The sequence below is a fragment of the Epilithonimonas tenax DSM 16811 genome (assembly GCF_000428485.1).
GTDB lineage: Bacteria > Bacteroidota > Bacteroidia > Flavobacteriales > Weeksellaceae > Epilithonimonas > Epilithonimonas tenax.
In genome coordinates this window covers 77,452-94,230 of the sequence record NZ_AUAA01000010.1, presented here as the reverse complement: position 1 = coordinate 94,230, position 16,779 = coordinate 77,452, and the positions used below count along the sequence as shown (strand labels likewise).

At 37.6% G+C, this 16,779-nt stretch carries 20 protein-coding genes; 11 read left to right on the top strand and 9 right to left on the bottom strand.

The features are described from left to right. Nucleotides 1–48: 48 nt before the first annotated feature. Complete coding sequence (locus F564_RS0107065) at nucleotides 49–543, bottom strand: acyl-CoA thioesterase (RefSeq protein ID WP_028122006.1); 495 nt, start codon at nucleotides 541–543, stop codon at nucleotides 49–51. Between the two features lie 122 nt (nucleotides 544–665). On the opposite strand from F564_RS0107065, the gene F564_RS0107060 reads away from it, so the two are divergent. Genes F564_RS0107060 through F564_RS0107045 form a run of 4 tightly spaced genes read left to right on the top strand, consistent with a single transcriptional unit; the run spans nucleotide 666 to nucleotide 3,821 of the window. After that, nucleotides 666–1,877, top strand: a complete 1,212-nt coding sequence (locus tag F564_RS0107060) for a BaiN/RdsA family NAD(P)/FAD-dependent oxidoreductase (protein ID WP_028122005.1) — start codon at nucleotides 666–668, stop codon at nucleotides 1,875–1,877. 49 nt (nucleotides 1,878–1,926) lie between these two features. Next, a complete protein-coding gene (locus F564_RS0107055) occupies nucleotides 1,927–2,259 on the top strand; it encodes a bacteriophage spanin2 family protein (RefSeq protein WP_028122004.1) in 333 nt (110 codons plus the stop codon). 9 nt (nucleotides 2,260–2,268) lie between these two features. Continuing rightward, nucleotides 2,269–2,904, top strand: coding sequence for a DUF2306 domain-containing protein (locus tag F564_RS0107050; RefSeq protein WP_028122003.1), 636 nt, complete (start codon nucleotides 2,269–2,271; stop codon nucleotides 2,902–2,904). Next, nucleotides 2,901–3,821 (top strand): YARHG domain-containing protein, encoded by a 921-nt coding sequence (locus F564_RS0107045; protein ID WP_028122002.1) that lies wholly within the window; start codon nucleotides 2,901–2,903, stop codon nucleotides 3,819–3,821. The genes F564_RS0107050 and F564_RS0107045 overlap by 4 nt, the downstream gene beginning before the upstream one ends. On the opposite strand, the gene F564_RS0107040 is transcribed toward F564_RS0107045, so the two are convergent. After that, a complete protein-coding gene (locus F564_RS0107040) occupies nucleotides 3,800–4,180 on the bottom strand; it encodes a ribosomal maturation YjgA family protein (RefSeq protein WP_028122001.1) in 381 nt (126 codons plus the stop codon). The two genes, F564_RS0107045 and F564_RS0107040, sit on opposite strands and share 22 nt — an antisense overlap. A gap of 161 nt (nucleotides 4,181–4,341) precedes the next feature. On the opposite strand from F564_RS0107040, the gene F564_RS19880 reads away from it, so the two are divergent. Continuing rightward, on the top strand, nucleotides 4,342–4,731 hold the full coding sequence (locus F564_RS19880; protein WP_161625930.1) for an energy transducer TonB: 390 nt from the start codon (nucleotides 4,342–4,344) through the stop codon (nucleotides 4,729–4,731). Nucleotides 4,732–4,815: 84 nt separating this feature from the next. After that, nucleotides 4,816–4,983, top strand: a complete 168-nt coding sequence (locus F564_RS0107030) for a hypothetical protein (RefSeq protein WP_154656820.1) — start codon at nucleotides 4,816–4,818, stop codon at nucleotides 4,981–4,983. A gap of 5 nt (nucleotides 4,984–4,988) precedes the next feature. On the opposite strand, the gene mutS is transcribed toward F564_RS0107030, so the two are convergent. Continuing rightward, nucleotides 4,989–7,544, bottom strand: coding sequence for a DNA mismatch repair protein MutS (gene mutS / locus F564_RS0107025; protein ID WP_034980996.1), 2,556 nt, complete (start codon nucleotides 7,542–7,544; stop codon nucleotides 4,989–4,991). A gap of 199 nt (nucleotides 7,545–7,743) precedes the next feature. On the opposite strand from mutS, the gene F564_RS0107020 reads away from it, so the two are divergent. The 3 genes from F564_RS0107020 to F564_RS0107010 all read left to right on the top strand — a co-directional run bounded on the left by F564_RS0107020 (nucleotide 7,744) and on the right by F564_RS0107010 (nucleotide 10,244). Then, on the top strand, nucleotides 7,744–8,232 hold the full coding sequence (locus tag F564_RS0107020) for a hypothetical protein (RefSeq protein ID WP_028121998.1): 489 nt from the start codon (nucleotides 7,744–7,746) through the stop codon (nucleotides 8,230–8,232). 212 nt (nucleotides 8,233–8,444) lie between these two features. Beyond that, complete coding sequence (locus F564_RS0107015) at nucleotides 8,445–9,854, top strand: MBL fold metallo-hydrolase (protein ID WP_028121997.1); 1,410 nt, start codon at nucleotides 8,445–8,447, stop codon at nucleotides 9,852–9,854. 87 nt (nucleotides 9,855–9,941) lie between these two features. Continuing rightward, the gene (locus F564_RS0107010) at nucleotides 9,942–10,244 is read left to right on the top strand and encodes a thioredoxin family protein (RefSeq protein ID WP_028121996.1); all 303 of its coding nucleotides are present in this window, start codon (nucleotides 9,942–9,944) and stop codon (nucleotides 10,242–10,244) included. Here F564_RS0107010 and F564_RS0107005 read toward each other — a convergent pair. Both F564_RS0107005 and F564_RS0107000 read right to left on the bottom strand, forming a co-directional pair. After that, entirely contained in the window at nucleotides 10,237–11,058 is an 822-nt protein-coding gene (locus F564_RS0107005) for a hypothetical protein (protein ID WP_028121995.1), read from the bottom strand. The genes F564_RS0107010 and F564_RS0107005 overlap by 8 nt on opposite strands. Before the next feature lie 21 nt (nucleotides 11,059–11,079). Then, nucleotides 11,080–11,841 (bottom strand): nitrilase-related carbon-nitrogen hydrolase, encoded by a 762-nt coding sequence (locus F564_RS0107000; protein WP_028121994.1) that lies wholly within the window; start codon nucleotides 11,839–11,841, stop codon nucleotides 11,080–11,082. A 242-nt stretch (nucleotides 11,842–12,083) separates the two neighbouring features. Between F564_RS0107000 and F564_RS0106995 the strand changes: the two genes are divergently transcribed. Further along, a complete protein-coding gene (locus F564_RS0106995; protein ID WP_028121993.1) occupies nucleotides 12,084–12,878 on the top strand; it encodes a murein L,D-transpeptidase catalytic domain family protein in 795 nt (264 codons plus the stop codon). A gap of 83 nt (nucleotides 12,879–12,961) precedes the next feature. Here the strand turns inward: F564_RS0106995 and F564_RS0106990 are convergent, their stop codons facing one another. Together F564_RS0106990 and F564_RS0106985 are read right to left on the bottom strand one after the other, a co-directional pair. Then, nucleotides 12,962–13,654 carry a response regulator transcription factor gene (locus F564_RS0106990; RefSeq protein WP_028121992.1) on the bottom strand — a complete coding sequence of 231 codons (693 nt, stop codon included), beginning with the start codon at nucleotides 13,652–13,654 and terminating at the stop codon, nucleotides 12,962–12,964. 93 nt (nucleotides 13,655–13,747) lie between these two features. Next, a complete protein-coding gene (locus tag F564_RS0106985; protein ID WP_028121991.1) occupies nucleotides 13,748–15,289 on the bottom strand; it encodes a sensor histidine kinase in 1,542 nt (513 codons plus the stop codon). Between the two features lie 190 nt (nucleotides 15,290–15,479). Here F564_RS0106985 and F564_RS0106980 point away from each other — a divergent pair, with 190 nt between their 5' ends. Then, the gene (locus F564_RS0106980) at nucleotides 15,480–15,968 is read left to right on the top strand and encodes an SRPBCC family protein (protein ID WP_028121990.1); all 489 of its coding nucleotides are present in this window, start codon (nucleotides 15,480–15,482) and stop codon (nucleotides 15,966–15,968) included. 57 nt (nucleotides 15,969–16,025) lie between these two features. On the opposite strand, the gene F564_RS0106975 is transcribed toward F564_RS0106980, so the two are convergent. Together F564_RS0106975 and F564_RS0106970 are read right to left on the bottom strand one after the other, a co-directional pair. Continuing rightward, the gene (locus F564_RS0106975) at nucleotides 16,026–16,370 is read right to left on the bottom strand and encodes a hypothetical protein (RefSeq protein WP_028121989.1); all 345 of its coding nucleotides are present in this window, start codon (nucleotides 16,368–16,370) and stop codon (nucleotides 16,026–16,028) included. A gap of 41 nt (nucleotides 16,371–16,411) precedes the next feature. Beyond that, nucleotides 16,412–16,768 (bottom strand): four helix bundle protein, encoded by a 357-nt coding sequence (locus F564_RS0106970; RefSeq protein ID WP_028121988.1) that lies wholly within the window; start codon nucleotides 16,766–16,768, stop codon nucleotides 16,412–16,414. Between the last annotated feature and the right edge of the window lie 11 nt (nucleotides 16,769–16,779).

The following is a 16,779-nucleotide window of genomic DNA, read 5'->3' as shown; positions in this document are numbered from 1 at the left end:
TTGATTAATGACAAGCGAAGAGATCTTTTATCGATTATCATTAATCGTTTATTTGAATAGTTCTGGACTAGCATTCTCCGGACGGAAAGGCAAAGTTTTGAGGAATTCTCTGGTGATCACCTTTACGTTCTCAGACTTGAACTCGTCCATCACCAAAATAATATCTTCCGGTGGCGTGGTGATTTTTCTCAGCATAATATCAATCCAAACTCCTGTCGCTTCTGCAGTTGCACAATGTGTCCCATCTGGCAGATAAAATTTGTGAACAAACTGATAGATAGATCCATCGTCTGAGATGGCAGCCACTTCCAGCCCAACGAAAACCGTCTGATCTGCATAGATTTCTTTGAAGAAAGAATAGCGCTCGTGCAACATCACAGGACCTACGCCCCAACGGTTGAGCTGTGTCAATCCAATTTTGTTCTTATTGAGAAAAGCCATTCTCGTTTGCGAGCAGTAGTCAACGTAGGTTGAGTTTCCCAAATGGCGGTTGGCGTCTATATCGCTCCATCGCACTTCAAATTTATGGTAATAAACAGACATGTTTTTGATTTTAATATTTCTTCAAAATTAACCATTTGAGATGGATCTTAAAAATGTAATTTTGTGCATCGAATATAAACCAAGTAAGTTGTGGCGTATTGGTTTTGTATAAGTTTAAATTAATGTCAAAAAAGAAAAAAATAATCATCATTGGTGGAGGTGCAGCTGGTTTTTTCACAGCAGCAAATCTGGACGAGAACAAATTCTACGTCACGATTCTCGAACAAAATTCCGATGTTTTACAAAAAGTGAAAATCTCCGGAGGTGGACGGTGCAATGTGACACACGCTTGTTTTGACCCCAGAGAATTGGTGAATTTCTACCCAAGAGGAAATCGGGAATTGCTAAGTGTTTTTACGAAATTTCAACCGGCCGATACGATGGACTGGTTTGAGACCAGAGGCGTTCTTTTGAAAATTGAAAAAGATAATCGAACCTTTCCGGAATCAGATTCTTCGCAAAGCATCATCAATGCAATGGTCAATGAGGTTAAGAATAAAAACTTCGAAGTCAAAACCCAGGTATCTGTCTCTGATATTGTTAAACATGATGACGCTTATTTGATCAAAACAAAACAAGGCGATTTCTCAGCAGACATCGTGATTTGCACCACAGGAAGTTCGCCGAAGTCTTTGAAATTAATTCAAAATCTTGGACACAACATCGTAGAAGCTGTTCCTTCGCTTTTTACTTTTAATATCAAAGATCCTTTGCTGAAAGATCTTCCCGGAACCAGTTTTGAAAATGCAGAAGTAAGTATCCCAAGTCTTAAAACAGAAGAATCCGGACCGCTTCTCATTACACATTGGGGACTTTCTGGTCCGGCCATTTTAAAAATATCGGCTTGGGAAGCCAGAAACCTGGCGAGGCTGAAGTATCATTTTGACATCGAGGTAAATTTTATTTCAAAACCTATGTCGGATGCTGAAGAATTGTTAAAAGAATTTAAAAACAGCAATCCGAAAAGATCCATCGGGCAATCCAAGATATTTGAGGTGACCAATCGTTTTTGGAATAAGATTCTTGAGGTCAACCACATTGATCCAGACAAGCATATTGCGAATATCTCCGGAAAAGAAATGGCGACGATCTTGGAAAACCTCTGTGAGAAAAAACTGAAAGTCACTGGCAAATCTACTTTTAAAGATGAGTTTGTAACGGCAGGTGGCGTAGATCTGAAGGAAATCAACTTTAAAAATATGGCTTCGAAGATGGTTCCTGATTTTTATATTGCTGGTGAGGTTCTTGATATAGACGCAGTTACAGGCGGGTTTAATTTCCAAGCATGCTGGAGCGAAGGCTGGCTAATTTCGCAACATCTTAATTCTTTATAATCAAATCTTTTCCTAACTTTGACAAAGTAACTAATTATTTAAAAATATAATGAAATTTTCAAAAAATATGACCAAGAGTCTTGTTTTGTCAGTGTTTTTCGTACTTGCAGCCTGTACCACCCGGGTAGTTTCTCCCAACAAGCCGATGCATGATAATTCATTAGATCTTTACAAAAAATACACCATCCAGACCAAGGATGCAAAATCTCAAAAAATAGAGGTCTTGAAAGTAGATGCCACAAAGATCTACGGTAAAAACAAAACCGGAGAAATGGTAGAAATTGAGAAAAGCGAAGTGAGGGAAATCAAAAAACCAGACATCGTGTTATCAGCTATCATTGCGATTGCAGCGATTGCAGCGGTTGTTTTTATTCCGATTTAATCGGGAGTAATGCTGGGATTTTTCAAATCAAAACGAATCATCTACAGAGGGGTTCTTTTCAGTGCTTTTATTTATTTTTTTGGTTTGATGTTGAAGATCACTTTAGACTACGTTCCGACAAGCTCTAACGTGAGTTTTCTGATGATAAAGCAAACCGAAGTCACGACCAGACCAGCGTATCTTCACCTATTTTACATACACGTTTACAGCAGTATTTTCGCTTTGATGGCAGGATTTATTGCTGTTTTTTTTGATCAAAACCAGCGGTACCTTCATCGGTTTTCTGGCAGAATATATGTTTTTTTAACCTTGTTGTTTTCATCGTTATCAGGCGTGTATATCGGTGTTTTTGCCAATGGCGGTTTGGTGGCAAAAGTCTCATTTGTATTGCTAGGGCTTCTTTGGTTTTATACCACGTACAGATCCTATAAAGAAATAATAAAAAGGAATGTCCAGCAGCACAAGTTCTGGATGTGGCGGAGTTATGCCCTGGCGCTTTCTGCGATCACTTTGCGGATGTGGAAGGTAATTTTAGTATATTTATTCCACCCGAATCCTATGGATGTTTATCAGATCATCGCTTGGCTCGGTTGGGTTCCAAATCTTTTGTTGGTAGAATATTTAATTAAAAAACAAAAATCATGAAAACGAATTTCTTAGTGGCCTGCTCTTTTTTTGCATTGGTCATATCCTGTGAAAAAGAAGCCAAATCCGAGGAAAAAGCCAAAACAGATTCGTTGGTTTACCAAAAAGAGATAGAGCCGGAATTGCATAAAGAATGGTACGGCATCTATACCGGCGACTTCAATTCTGAACCAACACCTACTGACTATGGCAGCAGTATTGATGAATACAAAAAGATCTCTGTGAAGATCAACAGAATTACCAAAGACAGTGTTTATGGATATTCTCTTGTCAATGGGAATCTGAGACCTTTCCGTGGTATTGTCAATGAGAACTCGTTAGCCTTCATTCTGGATGAGCCTGGTAATGATAAGTCAGACGGCAGATTTCAGCTGAAACTCAAACAAGACAGTCTCATTGGAGATTGGTCAGCGTTTAATAAAACGTCAGTGAAATCGCCAGAAAAAACCCTGAAGCTTGTGAGGAAAGAGTTTGCCTACAACCCCAATTTTATGCTTTCCAAAGAGAATTCTGAGGAAAGTGATTACGGGAATCCCGTGGACTGGAAGAGCGGAAAAGTGCAGAAAAATTCTGACGTCAATGATGACGGAAAAACACAGACGTACGAAAACACGTTTTACAGAAGTGCTTCGGATCATGTTTTCAAGATCAATGCTTCAAAACAAAAATTGACAGAAATGGATCTGAAAAACTTGCGGAAACTGGATCTTCAGATCATTAGAAATACCGTTTTTGCACGGCATGGCTATTCTTTCAAAAAGGAAACTTACCGTCAGTTCTTTGAGAATACAGATTGGTACGTTCCTGTTTCTAATAATGTGGACGCGGATCTAACGCCGCTGGAAAAAGACAATGTTGCACTACTTGCCCGCCTGGAAAAATACGCCGAAGATCATTACGATACTTTTGGGCGGTAGGATTTTGATTCAATTAAAAATAAAATAATACATCCGGCAAAGTAGCACAGAATATCGATCCAGCTGAAAGAATTTCCTAAAATGATCATCACGATCCTGTTGTCTTTGAATCCCAATAATTCTCCGAAATGGAAGTACTGGAGAAACTCTATGAAACAAGCGAAAATAAAGATTCCGATCATCAATTTCAAAGCTTGTAAATCGAAGAATGCTTTGACGAAATAATAAATCAACATGACCACGAAAACATCACCCAGATAAGCTCTGACGAAGAACAGGTCTTTCAGTTTTGTAGCTATTAAAATTTCCACCAGGAAAATGAAGATGGCAATGAAAATATATTTTATGTTGAATTTCATAGGTGAAGTTTATATTTGGAATGCTTTCCTTTCCGATGTTCAGAATTAGAAGTACGATTTTGAAGTTGATCAGGATAGTGACTCCTAAGGATTCAAATTTAAAAATAGTATTCGACATCTCCATCAAATCGGACAAATCAATATCTTTGAGAAAAATAACTATGAAAAAACTGATGTTACTTTTCGGAATTTTATCCGGTGTTTCTATATGTTCTCAGACAACAGAGGCTGTATTAAAAGACAATGTCTATGAGATGGTTGATAAAATGGCAGAATTTCCCGGAGGAACTCCTTCATTCAGAACAGAATTTGCAAAAAATGTGAAGACTGGAAAAATAAAGCAAAAAGGCATTTCACGTACAGAAGTTACTTTTATTGTGGAAAGAGATGGTTCTGTTTCTAATATTAAAGCAACAGGAGATAACGAAGTTTTCAATCAAGCAGCCATCAAAGCTGTCAAAAAAATTAAAACAAAATGGAAGACAGCAACAGTTAATGGAACGCCGGTAAGATGTAGATTCAGGTTTCCAGCGACTTTAAATGTTGAGTAATTATTTCGGTTTGATTTTTGACTGTATTAATATGAAATAACCACAAAATTTTTAACAATGAAAAAGTTACTATTAATCTGTTCATTGGCATTAGTAGCCACAAGTTGTATCCCAGACAAAGACAAGCGCGAACAACGAAAAGACGATCACAGTGCCGAGCATATGAGGAATGAAGGTGTAGATACTGCAACACTTTCCACTGATGCGAAAAAAGTAGATACAGTTGCTGCTAAAAAGGATACATTGAAGTAGAGATTCTACTTCCCAATCATCTTTTTAATCGAATTCAGCTTCATCAGAGCTTCAATTGGCGTCAAGGTATTGATGTCAATTTTTGTGAGTTCTTCACGGATATTTTCCAGAACAGGATCATCCAACTGGAAAAACGAAAGCTGAAGATTTTCTTCCGTCACGCGTTTTATTTTCTCGCCAGAATCTTGTGTGGATCTGCTGGATTCTAGAGTTTTCAGGATCTCATTGGCGCGATTGACGACTTTTGAAGGCATTCCGGCCAGCTTTGCCACGTGGATACCAAAACTGTGTTCACTTCCGCCAGAAATCAGTTTTCTAAGGAAAATAATCGTTCCTTTCGCTTCCTGAATGGAGACGTGGAAATTCTTGATCCGTTCAAAGTTAATGGACATCTCATTCAATTCATGATAATGTGTGGCGAACAAAGTTTTCGGCTGTGTCGGATGTTGATGAAGATATTCTGCAATCGCCCAAGCGATGGAAACACCGTCGTAAGTAGAAGTGCCACGCCCAATCTCATCCAGCAAAATCAAACTTCTGTCTGAGATGTTATTAAGGATATTCGCGGCTTCATTCATTTCCACCATAAAAGTAGATTCGCCGGCAGAAAGATTGTCCGAAGCACCAACTCTCGTAAATATTTTGTCTAATGTGCCTATCTCAGCGTGTTTCGCCGGAACAAAACTTCCGATTTGAGCCAACAAAGAAATAATCGCCGTTTGTCTCAGAATCGCTGACTTACCAGCCATATTCGGTCCGGTGACCATAATGATTTGCTGAGAATCTCTGTCCAGGAAAACATCATTCGGGATGTAAGATTCACCAAGTGGCAAAGATTTTTCGATAATTGGATGTCTTCCTTCCTGAATGTTGATGGAGAAAGAATCGTTGAGAATGGGTTTGGTGTAATTATCTTCAACCGACAATTCTGATAAACCAACGGCACAATCCAATTCCGCAATCAATTTTGAATTTTCCTGCAACTGATCGATATAGATCATCACATTGTCGCAGACATTTCTGTAAAGTTTAAATTCCAGAGTGCTGATTTTATCGGTAGCACCAAGGATTTGGGTTTCGTATTCTTTCAGTTCTTCCGTAATGTAACGCTCAGCATTTACGAGAGTTTGTTTACGAATCCACTCAGCCGGAACTTTATCTTTATGCGTATTGCGTACTTCGATGTAGTAGCCAAAAACACCATTGAAGTCGATTTTCAAGCTCGTGATTCCGGTTCTTTCGATTTCTCGCTGGCACATATCATCCAGAAAACCGCGTCCTTTATTTTGAATATTTCTGAGGTGGTCCAGTTCCTCTGAGATGTCTTCTCGGATGACATTTCCTTTATTGATGTTCACCGGAAGCTCATCGTTCAGATGGTTTTTAATAAAATCAATGAGGTCATCCAGGTTAATAATCGGATCCAGCCAAGCCAGAACATCCGGGAATTTCAATAATTTGGTTCTGATTTCCTGAATATTGACAACCGATTGACGGACATAACCTAATTCTTTAGGTGAGATCTTTTCAGCGGCCAGTTTTCCTATCAATCTATCCAGATCAGAGATGCCCTTTAATAGATCTTTAATCTCATATTTCAAAGCCTCTTCTTTGCTCAGGAACTCGATGAGGCTGAGCCTTCTGTTGATATCGCTGATGTTTTTTAAAGGTAAAATAATGCGTCTTCTCAACAATCTTCCGCCCATTGGCGTGCAGGTTTTATCTATGATGTCAAGAAGTGATTTCCCTTGCTGACTGGCAGAATAGACGATTTCCAGATTCCTCAAGGTGAAACCATCCATCATCAGATACTCATCCTGTGGGATCAGATTGATTTTTGTAATGTGCTGTAAAAGAGGGTGGTGTGTGTCTTCTACCAGGTAAGCAAAGATGGCTCCGGCTGCGGTCAAGCCCAGTTTATGTTCCTCGATCCCGAAACCTTTCAGAGATTGGGTTTTGAAATGGGAAGTCAGCTTTTCATAAGCGTACGGATATCGGAAAGCCCAATCCTCCAGCTTGAAAGCACTTTTATTTTTTAACTGGCTTGGTAGTTCAGTTGTTCTTTGGTAGATAATCTCACTCGGGTCAAAGGTGTGAACAATATGCAGCAGTTTCTCCAGATTACCCTCACTCACGAGAAATTCTCCGGTGGAAACATCTACCAAAGCCAATCCGTATTTTTCTTTTTCTTTGTGAAGAGAAAGCAGAAAATTGTTTTTCTTGGAACTCAGAACCTGATCGTTAAACGTAACACCTGGCGTTACCAATTCTGTCACGCCGCGTTTTACAATGCCTTTTACGGTTTTCGGATCTTCCAGCTGGTCGCAGATCGCAACACGCAATCCGGCTCTCACCAATTTTGGAAGATAGGAATCTACGGAATGATGCGGAAATCCAGCCAACTCAATATGGCCTTCACCATTGGCTCTTTTGGTCAAAACAATCCCGAGAATCTGAGACGTTTTGATGGCATCTTGCCCAAAAGTCTCGTAGAAATCTCCCACGCGGAACAGCAAAAGCGCATCAGGATATTTGGCCTTGATGGTGTTGTATTGCGTCATTAAAGGGGTTTCTTTCTTTGCCAAAGTTCTGATTTTAGAAGCGCTAAAATACGAAATTAATTGTGAGAATAAGAGATAGATCCGAGCTGTATTCTTGCGGTTTTTCTCTTTTAAAGCCTTTTGTTATTGGATTTTGGCAAACTTGCTGTTGCCTCAAAAGAAATTTAAAAATAATCCGTTTAATTCTTAAATTTGGCTAATGAAAAATTATCTTTATCTCCTTATCATATCATTTTCTTTAATAAGCTGTTACACCTACAGGGCAAAGTCTGAAAAAGAGACTACTGCACAAGAATTGCAAAAATCTGAGGCTGACTCTAATGATGCAGCAGGAAAGGCCAACGCTTCGCAGCAAGCAAAAAATCAGTCCAAAAGTCCCAGAAGATCTGTGACTAAAAAAGATAATAGCCCAACTCAACCGGCGAATATAGAGGAAAAACTGGAGGCTAATAAATACTTTAAAATAGAAGCAGGCGGCAGACCTTATAAAATACAGGTTGACAAATGGGAGAGTGACACTTTGGTAGCACACGTTATTCATAAACCTACAAAGATCCTCAAATTTCACAAAAACCAAATCAACCAAAGTACCATTACGGAAAGACGATTCTCCCAACCAACGGCAGATATCATCACGGTGGTAGCTTATGTGGCTGTGGGAGTAGGCATCTGGGCGCTCATAAAATAGCTTTTAAATGATATAAGTTTCTGAATAGTTTTGACAAAAGTTAATGTTCTTTTCAAAATAAAATTAAGCATTTGTTTAATTTTAAATCGAGATCATAAATAATATCAGTCGAAAATTATTTACAGTTATTCCAAATAGTCTCATATTTGTATTCACAAAAGCTTTAAAATAAAATTCACACCAGAATTTTGAATATAATCTACTGATTGACAATGAAAATCGAGCAAATATATACCGGATGTCTTGCGCAGGGTGCGTACTACATTGTTTCCGAAAACGAAGCAGCCATCATAGATCCGCTGAGAGAGATCAAACCATATCTGGAGCGTTTGGAAAAAGACCAGGTCACACTCAAATATATTTTTGAGACCCATTTCCACGCAGATTTTGTTTCCGGACATTTGGATCTATCTAAAAAAACTGGTGCGCCAATCGTTTACGGACCAACGGCAAAGCCAGAATTTGAGGCTGTTATTGCGGAAGATGAACAAATCTTCGACGTAGGAAAAATCAAAATAAAAGTACTTCACACGCCAGGTCATACGCTTGAAAGTTCAACTTATCTTTTGATAGATGAGCGCGGAAAAGAAACAGCCATTTTCTCTGGTGATACCTTATTCCTGGGCGACGTTGGCAGACCAGATCTGGCACAAAAAGCAGGGGAGATTACAGAAGAGGATCTTGCCGGAATGTTGTACGAAAGCCTTCACAGCAAGATCTTGCCTTTAGATGATTCTATCACCGTGTATCCCGCTCACGGCGCTGGTTCTGCCTGTGGAAAGAATATGCAGAAAGAAACGGTGGACACTTTGGGGAATCAGAAAAAGACGAATTACGCGCTCAATCAGCCAACTAAAGCAAGTTTTATTGCTGAGGTTCTGGATGGGTTGACGGCGCCACCAAAATATTTTGGGATGAATGTTGCCCTGAACAAAGGTGGCTATGAAAGTTTCGAAAAAGTGCTTAAAAAAGGAAATAATCCCATCTCAGTAGAAGATTTTGAAACAGCGGTTGAAGAAACGGGCGCCTTGATCTTGGATACGAGAAGTGCGGCAGATTTCCATAAGGGTTTTGTCCCGAACTCAATAAACATCGGACTCAAAGGTGATTTTGCCCCTTGGGTGGGCGCGATGATTGTGGATGTACAGCAGCCTATTATTTTGGTTTCTGATCTCGGAACAGAAGAAGAAGTCATTACCAGACTAAGTAGAGTAGGATTCGATAACGTGGTTGGGTTTTTAGACGGCGGTTTTGAACGTTGGAAGAATTCTGGTAAAGAAACAGATGAGGTCGAAAGAATTTCTGCCGAACAGTTTGTGACTGACTATGTTGTAGGACAAAAAGTGATCGATGTCAGAAAAGAAACCGAATACGAAGCAGAACACATCGATGAAGCTTACAGCAAACCTTTGGCTTATATTAATGATTGGGTGAATTCAATCGATAATTCTGAGCATTTCTACATCCATTGTGCTGGCGGTTACAGAAGTATGATTGCGGCCAGTATTTTGCAGTCCAGAGGTTATAGAAACTTTACGGAAATTGAAGGCGGTTTCAATTCCATCAAGAAATTCGATAATATTCCGACGAGTAATTTTGTTTGTCAGACAAAAACTTTATAGAGTTTGGATGGACTTCGAGAACCTCAGCCTGACAAAGTCAAACAAAAATTACAAATACCTAAAACCTAACTTCTAAAACCTAAGATTATGTCTCAAAAATTTCAGGAACTTATACAATCTGAACGTCCCGTTCTTATTGATTTTTTTGCAACTTGGTGTCAGCCTTGCAAAGTGCAGTCTTCCGTTTTGAATTCTGTAAAAGAGCAAGTCGGCGATAAAGCCAGAATTGTTAAAATAGATATTGATCAGTTTCCGTCAATCGCTAATGAATATAATGTGCGAGGTGTTCCTACTTTAGCTGTTTTCAAGAATGGAGAAATGCTTTGGAAGGAAAGCGGTGTTCACGATGTTAATTCTTTGGTTGGGTTGCTGGAGGGCTATTCTAATTAATTATAATATTTCCATTAGAATCATAATTAAAAGTCCAATCTCTGAGTGTAGTTGAAGTTATATTTCCATAATAATCATACTTAATTTCTTTGTATTTCCTAAAATTATTTTTAGAAATCGAACGATAGAAAAACTCATCCAAAAGATATAATCTTTTCCAAGGATTATAAGAATTGTCGTAATCTTCGAAAGTACGAACTGTTTTCTCATTAGTGTTCACTCCATCTTTTTGGAAAATGTATTCAGACTTAGTTAGATTGCCATTTGAGTCATAATAGAATTTTTCTAAATATGTTGGAATATAGTCATCTGGAGGAAAAAATGGCATTTTTGGTAGAGTTGTAATTATCTCTGTTAATTTACCAGATTCATATTTGTATTGTTGTTTTTTGTAATTGTATTCGTGTCCGTCTTCAAATTCTCTTTCAGAAATTTGGTTACTATTATTCAAAATAAAATATTTAGAATTTTTTGGAACTGTAAAATCAGGCGATGATGAAAAATTTTCTATTAAGACCGTATTTCCACTATAAACCAAAGTTGTATAGACTTTATCTGAAAAGGAGCCACCAAATCCTGTTGAGCCAGAAACAGGTAATAATCCTCCCGTTTTTCTTGTTAAACGCTTGTCATTATCATATTGAAAATAAACATTTAGGTCTACATTATTATTAAATATAAAACCTGAATATAAGACAAGGCTACTCATTTTGGTAATTAATGGCTCATTATTTTCGAAAATTTCATCCTCATTATCTCTTGAGCAAGAAAATAATATAAGGCTTAAAAAGAATAACGTAAAAATGTTTTTCATTGATTAAAGTTTTTTACAAAACTAAGTAATAATCTCAAACCCATCTCTTTCATTCAAAAACGGAAATTTACTCCGAAATTCTTTTAATTCTTCCAGATTCCATTCAGCAATAATAACATTGTTTTCTCGGTCGGAAATTTCTCTTCCGTCCGGGAAATAAACCAAAGAACTTTCTTTATAATCAAGCTTATAGCCATCAATTCCAATCCTGTTCAGTCCAAAAAGAAACGCTTGATTCTCAATTGACCTCGCTTTCAACAAAGATTTCCACGCTTCAACTCTGGAATTTGGCCAGTTGGCAATATAAAGAACGGCGTCATAATCATCCTGATTTCTGGAAAAAACAGGAAAACGCAAATCAAAACAAACCTGCAAAAGAATTTTAAATCCCTTGTATTCTATGATTTTTCTTTCTGTTCCAGCGGTGTAGATTTTGTCTTCTCCAGAATAGGAAAACAAATGTCTTTTGTCGTAATGTTCAAAGCTGCCGTCTGGAAAAACGAAATAGAAACGGTTGTAGAATTTGCCATTTTCCTCTACAGAAGCACTACCTGCAACGGCCGAATTTTTTGATTTAGCAAAAGATTGCATCCAGTACAACGTTTCCAGATGTCTGTCCGCAACTTCATCAGCTTCCATACAAAATCCGGTGGAAAACATTTCTGGAAGCAGAAAAATAGCCGCTTCTGTGGACGAAAATGCGTTCTCTATCTTTCTGAAATTCTGTTCTTTATTCTTCCAAGTGATATCCAGATTGATACCGGCGATCTTGAGTGTTGACATAACCGAAAATTTTATAACGCAATTTATCACTTTAAAAATCGTTTTTATGGATCAATTGAAAATTTCCGGTTATGTACGAAATCATTATTTATCATAAATAAATCTTAAAAAAAAGGCTTCAGAATTTATTATTTTGAGTTAAAGTTTCCCAAAGAACTGTTAAAAGAGTTTGTATTAACGTGTTGAAAATGATATAATTGTAATTTTGTTCCACCAAAAAATACATATAATATAGATCATTTATGAAGAGATTTCCACTGTTATTAGGATTGTTTTATTTGATCACCACCTCGTTTTATCCATCGGGTTCCGAGAATCTACCTGAGACGGCGATCACAATAAAGGAAGTCAAACTAAGTCCTAAAAAGAATTCCGAACCAGCCAATGAGGCGGAAGAAGTGTACAAGAATCTACAGTTTGAAGGAGAAAAATTAAATTTTGAAGTCTTTGAAAAAGCATTTTTAGGATTCCAAAATTTGAAAAAATCCGGTAAATTGGAACCGACAGCACATCTGCTTTCGGTTTGTGATTTTAGTCTTTCTTCCAACAAAAAGCGCCTTTGGGTTGTTGATACCGGTGAGAAAAAATTACTGTTTAATTCCCTGGTTGCTCACGGGAAAGGAACGGGCGAAGAGTTTGCAATGAATTTTTCCAATACCGAAGATTCCCACCAGTCTAGTCTTGGCTTCTACATTACAGAACAGACTTATGAAGGTGATAATGGTTATTCTTTGAGATTATTCGGGATGGACAAAGGTTATAATGATGCGGCTTTGGAAAGGTGTATTGTGATGCACGGTGCCCATTATGTGAGTGAAGATTTTATCAAAGCTGAAAAACGCTTGGGAAGAAGCTGGGGTTGCCCCGCGATTCCAAGAGAGCTGGCTCAGCCAATTATCAATACCATCAAAGACAGAACATGTCTGTTTATTTATTATCCTGATCAGAATTATCTTTCAAGTTCAGAATGGCTGAAAGGTAGTGCGCAAAAAGACCAGATCCTAAATGCGCCAGAGCAGAAAATGGCTACGAATTAATTTTATTTTACACTGTATCATCTAAAAAGTATAATGTAATATAGACAAAAAGTCCCTTCAGAATTTTCTGAAGGGATATTTTTTTACTGAGGGTTTTTTACCAACAATCGGAAACCTTCTCCGTGAACGTTGATGATTTCTAATCCGTCATCTTCTTTCAGTAGTTTTCTCAGCTTGGCGATGTACACATCCATACTTCGTGCGGTGAAGTAATTCTCTTTTTTCCAAATCTTTCTCAATGCAAGATCTCTCGGCATAAAGTCGTTTCTATGGATGCAAAGCAGTTTCAGAAGTTCATTTTCTTTAGGTGACAGTTTGTAGTCATTTTCATTCACGCGAAGTTGTCTCAGCATAGAATCAAAGAAAATATTACTGATCTTGAATTGTTCCTGATCTTCATTTTCCAGAACGGCACTTCGCTGTAGAATGGCTTTGATCTTGTACAGCAGAAGCTCCGTATCAAATGGCTTTGTGATGTAATCATCTGCACCTATTTGGTAACCTTTCAGGATGTCTTCACGTAGATTTCGGGCGGTCAGGAATATGATGGGTGTATTTTTATCTATTTTCTTCACATCTTCTGCCAGAGAAAATCCGTCTTTTTTTGGCATCATGACATCAAAGATGCAGATGTCGAATTCTTTTTCTGTAAACTCTTTCAGTCCCATTTCTCCGTCAGTTGCCAATGTAACCTCGAAGTTGTTTATCGTAAGGTAGTCTTTCAGAACGGCGCCAAAACTCTGGTCGTCTTCTACTAATAATATTCTATTACTCATATTTTTAATTTTTAATTTGATTAATAATTGATCGGAGATAGATGATGATTGATTTTTATAAGCGTTGATAAACCATCATGTATCATTGATGTTTTAAACCATCGGTAGCTTGATTGTAAACGTGCTTCCTTTCCCTTTGTTCGCATCTACGGAAATCTGCCCTTTATGGATTTCAATGATTTTTTTCACGTAAGACAATCCAAGTCCCTGTCCTTTAACATTGTGGATATTTCCTGTTTCTTCACGGAAGAATTTCTCGAAAATCTTAGTTTTGTTGATGGCATCCATTCCCATTCCTTTATCAGAAATTTCGATCACGTAGAAATTGGCTTCATTTCTTGTTTTTACCGTTATTTCCGGTGTTTCAGGAGAATATTTGTTGGCATTATCCAGGAGGTTAATTAAGGCATTCGAGATGTGAAACTCATCCACCAGAAAATGATACTTCGTGGCATTAAAATCCGTTGTCAGCGATCCATTTCTCTCATCTACGATCAGTCGGAAAGATTCTGTAACACTTTTTATCAGTTCACGAACGTTGGTTTCTTTCAAATGCAGCGGCATCTCGTTGCGTTCGAGTTTGGACATGTTCAGAACTGTTTCTACCTGTTTCTTCATTCTCAGGTTTTCCTGCTTGATGAGTCCGGAGTAATATTTCACCTTGTCCGGATTGGTTGCGATCTTGTCATTGGCGAGAGAGTCTGCCGCCACAGAAATGGTAGCCAAAGGTGTCTTGAACTCGTGGGACATATTATTGATAAAATCGGTCTTGATCTCAGCAATTTTCTTCTGACGCATCATATAATTAATGGAAATAATATAAATCCCAAGAATCGTCAGCAATGAGATGAAAGTTCCCAAAAGCATCGGCAAATTATGTTTTACCAAGGAATAATCTTTCCTAGGAAACACGATGGCGAGGGTATAAAGCGTTCTGTCCTTGCTGTCTGTGAAAAGTGGATATGTGTAATTGGTCTTGTCCTTTTGATCCAGATAAATATTGTTGGCAACAGTCGTTAGTTTGTTGTTTTTATTAATGACGCCAAAACCGAATTTTGTATCAATCCCTTTAAGTTTTAATTCTTTACTGATTACAGAATCAATAACTCTGTTGTCAACCCGTTTTTCAATGGGCAGATTGGTGGCGCTCAGTCTTGCAAACTCTTTCATTTGGAAAGAATTGTTATCAATATCTCTGCTGATATTGGTCGTAAGCGGCTCCGGAGAGCTTCTTTTCAGCTTCAGTTGACCTTCATCTTTGTAAAGTTTCGTCGTATAAAGCGTGTCACCTTTTGCAGAAACTGGGATGTTTTGTTTCTCTACAATACTGGTTTGAAAAAGGATATTAGAACGGTTTGCAGAGTCAGAACTTTGCTGTATGTATGTTTTGGTTGGCTGATTGGAAGAAGCAAGAACCTCTTTTCCGACACCGCCATAGGTCTCATTCCAATATTTATTAACCTCGATCTGATTCACTTTTTGAGTAGAAGTTTCTAAGGCTGAGTACACTTTGTTAGAAAAATCCTGCTCCAGCGAGGTGTATAATTCTTTGATCCAATACAACTGCAAAGAGACAAACACAATAAGCGATATGGTCATAAATACAGAAATGATTGGAATGAATTTATTATTCATATAATATTTTAATTTTGAAAAGTTAAAATTACTGATTTTAAGAATGTCTCCATAAAAAAAGACCCTTGAAATTATTAAATTTTTCTTAAAATTGACAGATTTAACGTTTTATTGTGAATATCAAAAATGCTGCCATAAGAAAAGTTTGGTGTGATTTTTTATAATTAAGTTTGTAAAAATAGATAACGCTATGAATTCAGAAATTATTTTTAATGCAGATCTTGATGCCACAAGCATTTACGTAATGAAGGTTTTCCCCGCAGATGTAACAACCGTCTGGGAATATTTTACACAAGCGGAATTGATCGATCAATGGTGGGGACCAAAACCCTGGCATTGCGAAACCATCCAAATGGAATTTCGGGAAAACGGAAGCTGGCATTACGCGATGGTTGGTCCAAATAGCGAAAAAGCGTTTTGTGTTGTGAATTACGGTGAGATCAACCAACACAGAAGCTTTGATCAGGAAAGTAAATTTTCTGATGAAAAAGGAATCATTGACGAAAATATGCCCGCAACAAGTTGGCTTTTTGGCTTTACGGGTGTGCAGGAAGGCACAAAGCTAACCGTCAATATCAAAGTATCTAGCAAAGAAAAAATGCTGCAACAGCTGGAAATGGGCTTCGAAGATGGCTTCAAAATGGGCCTGAATCAGCTGGAAGATTTGTTAAATCGTTAATTTGTTAAATGGAAGCCGACTTGTCAGCTCTACGATTTAACGATTCAACAAAATGATTTAATCCAAAGGGATTTCCTCATCCTCAAAATACTGAATAATCGCTTTTTTCATCAGAAGCGATTGTTCATTTGGTTTCAGTTCAGGAAGATCATCCAGTTTATCGTAATGTGGCCAGCCGTCTTCATAATGCGTGAATTTGTAGTAGCCGAAAGGTTCCAGCAATCTGCAAACTGCGATGTGTAAAAGATTGACTTTATCGTCTTTCGTAAATTTCTGCTGCCCACTTCCCAATTCCTGAACACCAATGATGAACAGCAATGTATCGATTGGCGGATTTTTCTCAGTTTGAAAATTGATTTCAAAGAAGTGTTCTACTTTTTTCCAAAGTTCTGCTTCGCTCATAGTGAATATAAATGATAAGTGATAGTTGATAAATGATTTAATTATTGCTTTAATAATTTTCTGTAAGAAGCTGTTACTTTTATAATTTCTTCGGTTCTAGTTTTTAAATCAACTAATATTTCTGCCCTTACAAAATTAAGTTCTTCTATCATTTCCAACCAAAAAAGAGTTTTGTTTGTTTCTTCGATTACGATTGATAATTTAGAAAATCTCTCTGCTTTTGAACGAGCTCTACTCATAGCTCTATAATTTGCAGCCATTGAACTTGAGGAGCGGTATATTTGCTTTCGAATAACAGAGAAAGCTTCTTTGTAAGGAATTATTGAAAACTCCTTAATAATGGTAATTGCTATTTGTTTGGTCTTTTGAGCAAATAAGGCGTTATAATCTACATCCATATTCATCATTT

Bases quoted from the DNA above. Each gene is read 5' to 3' on its own strand.
- F564_RS19880 (WP_161625930.1), top strand. From the start codon at position 4,342: ATGAAAAAACTGATGTTACTTTTCGGAATTTTATCCGGTGTTTCTATA.
- F564_RS0107065 (WP_028122006.1), bottom strand. From the start codon at position 543: ATGTCTGTTTATTACCATAAATTTGAAGTGCGATGGAGCGATATAGAC.
- F564_RS0107055 (WP_028122004.1), top strand. From the start codon at position 1,927: ATGAAATTTTCAAAAAATATGACCAAGAGTCTTGTTTTGTCAGTGTTT.
- F564_RS0107010 (WP_028121996.1), top strand. From the start codon at position 9,942: ATGTCTCAAAAATTTCAGGAACTTATACAATCTGAACGTCCCGTTCTT.
- F564_RS0107040 (WP_028122001.1), bottom strand. From the start codon at position 4,180: ATGAAATTCAACATAAAATATATTTTCATTGCCATCTTCATTTTCCTG.
- F564_RS0106970 (WP_028121988.1), bottom strand. From the start codon at position 16,768: ATGGATGTAGATTATAACGCCTTATTTGCTCAAAAGACCAAACAAATA.
- F564_RS0106990 (WP_028121992.1), bottom strand. From the start codon at position 13,654: ATGAGTAATAGAATATTATTAGTAGAAGACGACCAGAGTTTTGGCGCC.
- F564_RS0106975 (WP_028121989.1), bottom strand. From the start codon at position 16,370: ATGAGCGAAGCAGAACTTTGGAAAAAAGTAGAACACTTCTTTGAAATC.
- F564_RS0106985 (WP_028121991.1), bottom strand. From the start codon at position 15,289: ATGAATAATAAATTCATTCCAATCATTTCTGTATTTATGACCATATCG.
- mutS (WP_034980996.1), bottom strand. From the start codon at position 7,544: ATGACGCAATACAACACCATCAAGGCCAAATATCCTGATGCGCTTTTG.
- F564_RS0106995 (WP_028121993.1), top strand. From the start codon at position 12,084: ATGAAGAGATTTCCACTGTTATTAGGATTGTTTTATTTGATCACCACC.
- F564_RS0107045 (WP_028122002.1), top strand. From the start codon at position 2,901: ATGAAAACGAATTTCTTAGTGGCCTGCTCTTTTTTTGCATTGGTCATA.
- F564_RS0107005 (WP_028121995.1), bottom strand. From the start codon at position 11,058: ATGAAAAACATTTTTACGTTATTCTTTTTAAGCCTTATATTATTTTCT.
- F564_RS0106980 (WP_028121990.1), top strand. From the start codon at position 15,480: ATGAATTCAGAAATTATTTTTAATGCAGATCTTGATGCCACAAGCATT.
- F564_RS0107020 (WP_028121998.1), top strand. From the start codon at position 7,744: ATGAAAAATTATCTTTATCTCCTTATCATATCATTTTCTTTAATAAGC.
- F564_RS0107015 (WP_028121997.1), top strand. From the start codon at position 8,445: ATGAAAATCGAGCAAATATATACCGGATGTCTTGCGCAGGGTGCGTAC.
- F564_RS0107050 (WP_028122003.1), top strand. From the start codon at position 2,269: ATGCTGGGATTTTTCAAATCAAAACGAATCATCTACAGAGGGGTTCTT.
- F564_RS0107060 (WP_028122005.1), top strand. From the start codon at position 666: ATGTCAAAAAAGAAAAAAATAATCATCATTGGTGGAGGTGCAGCTGGT.
- F564_RS0107000 (WP_028121994.1), bottom strand. From the start codon at position 11,841: ATGTCAACACTCAAGATCGCCGGTATCAATCTGGATATCACTTGGAAG.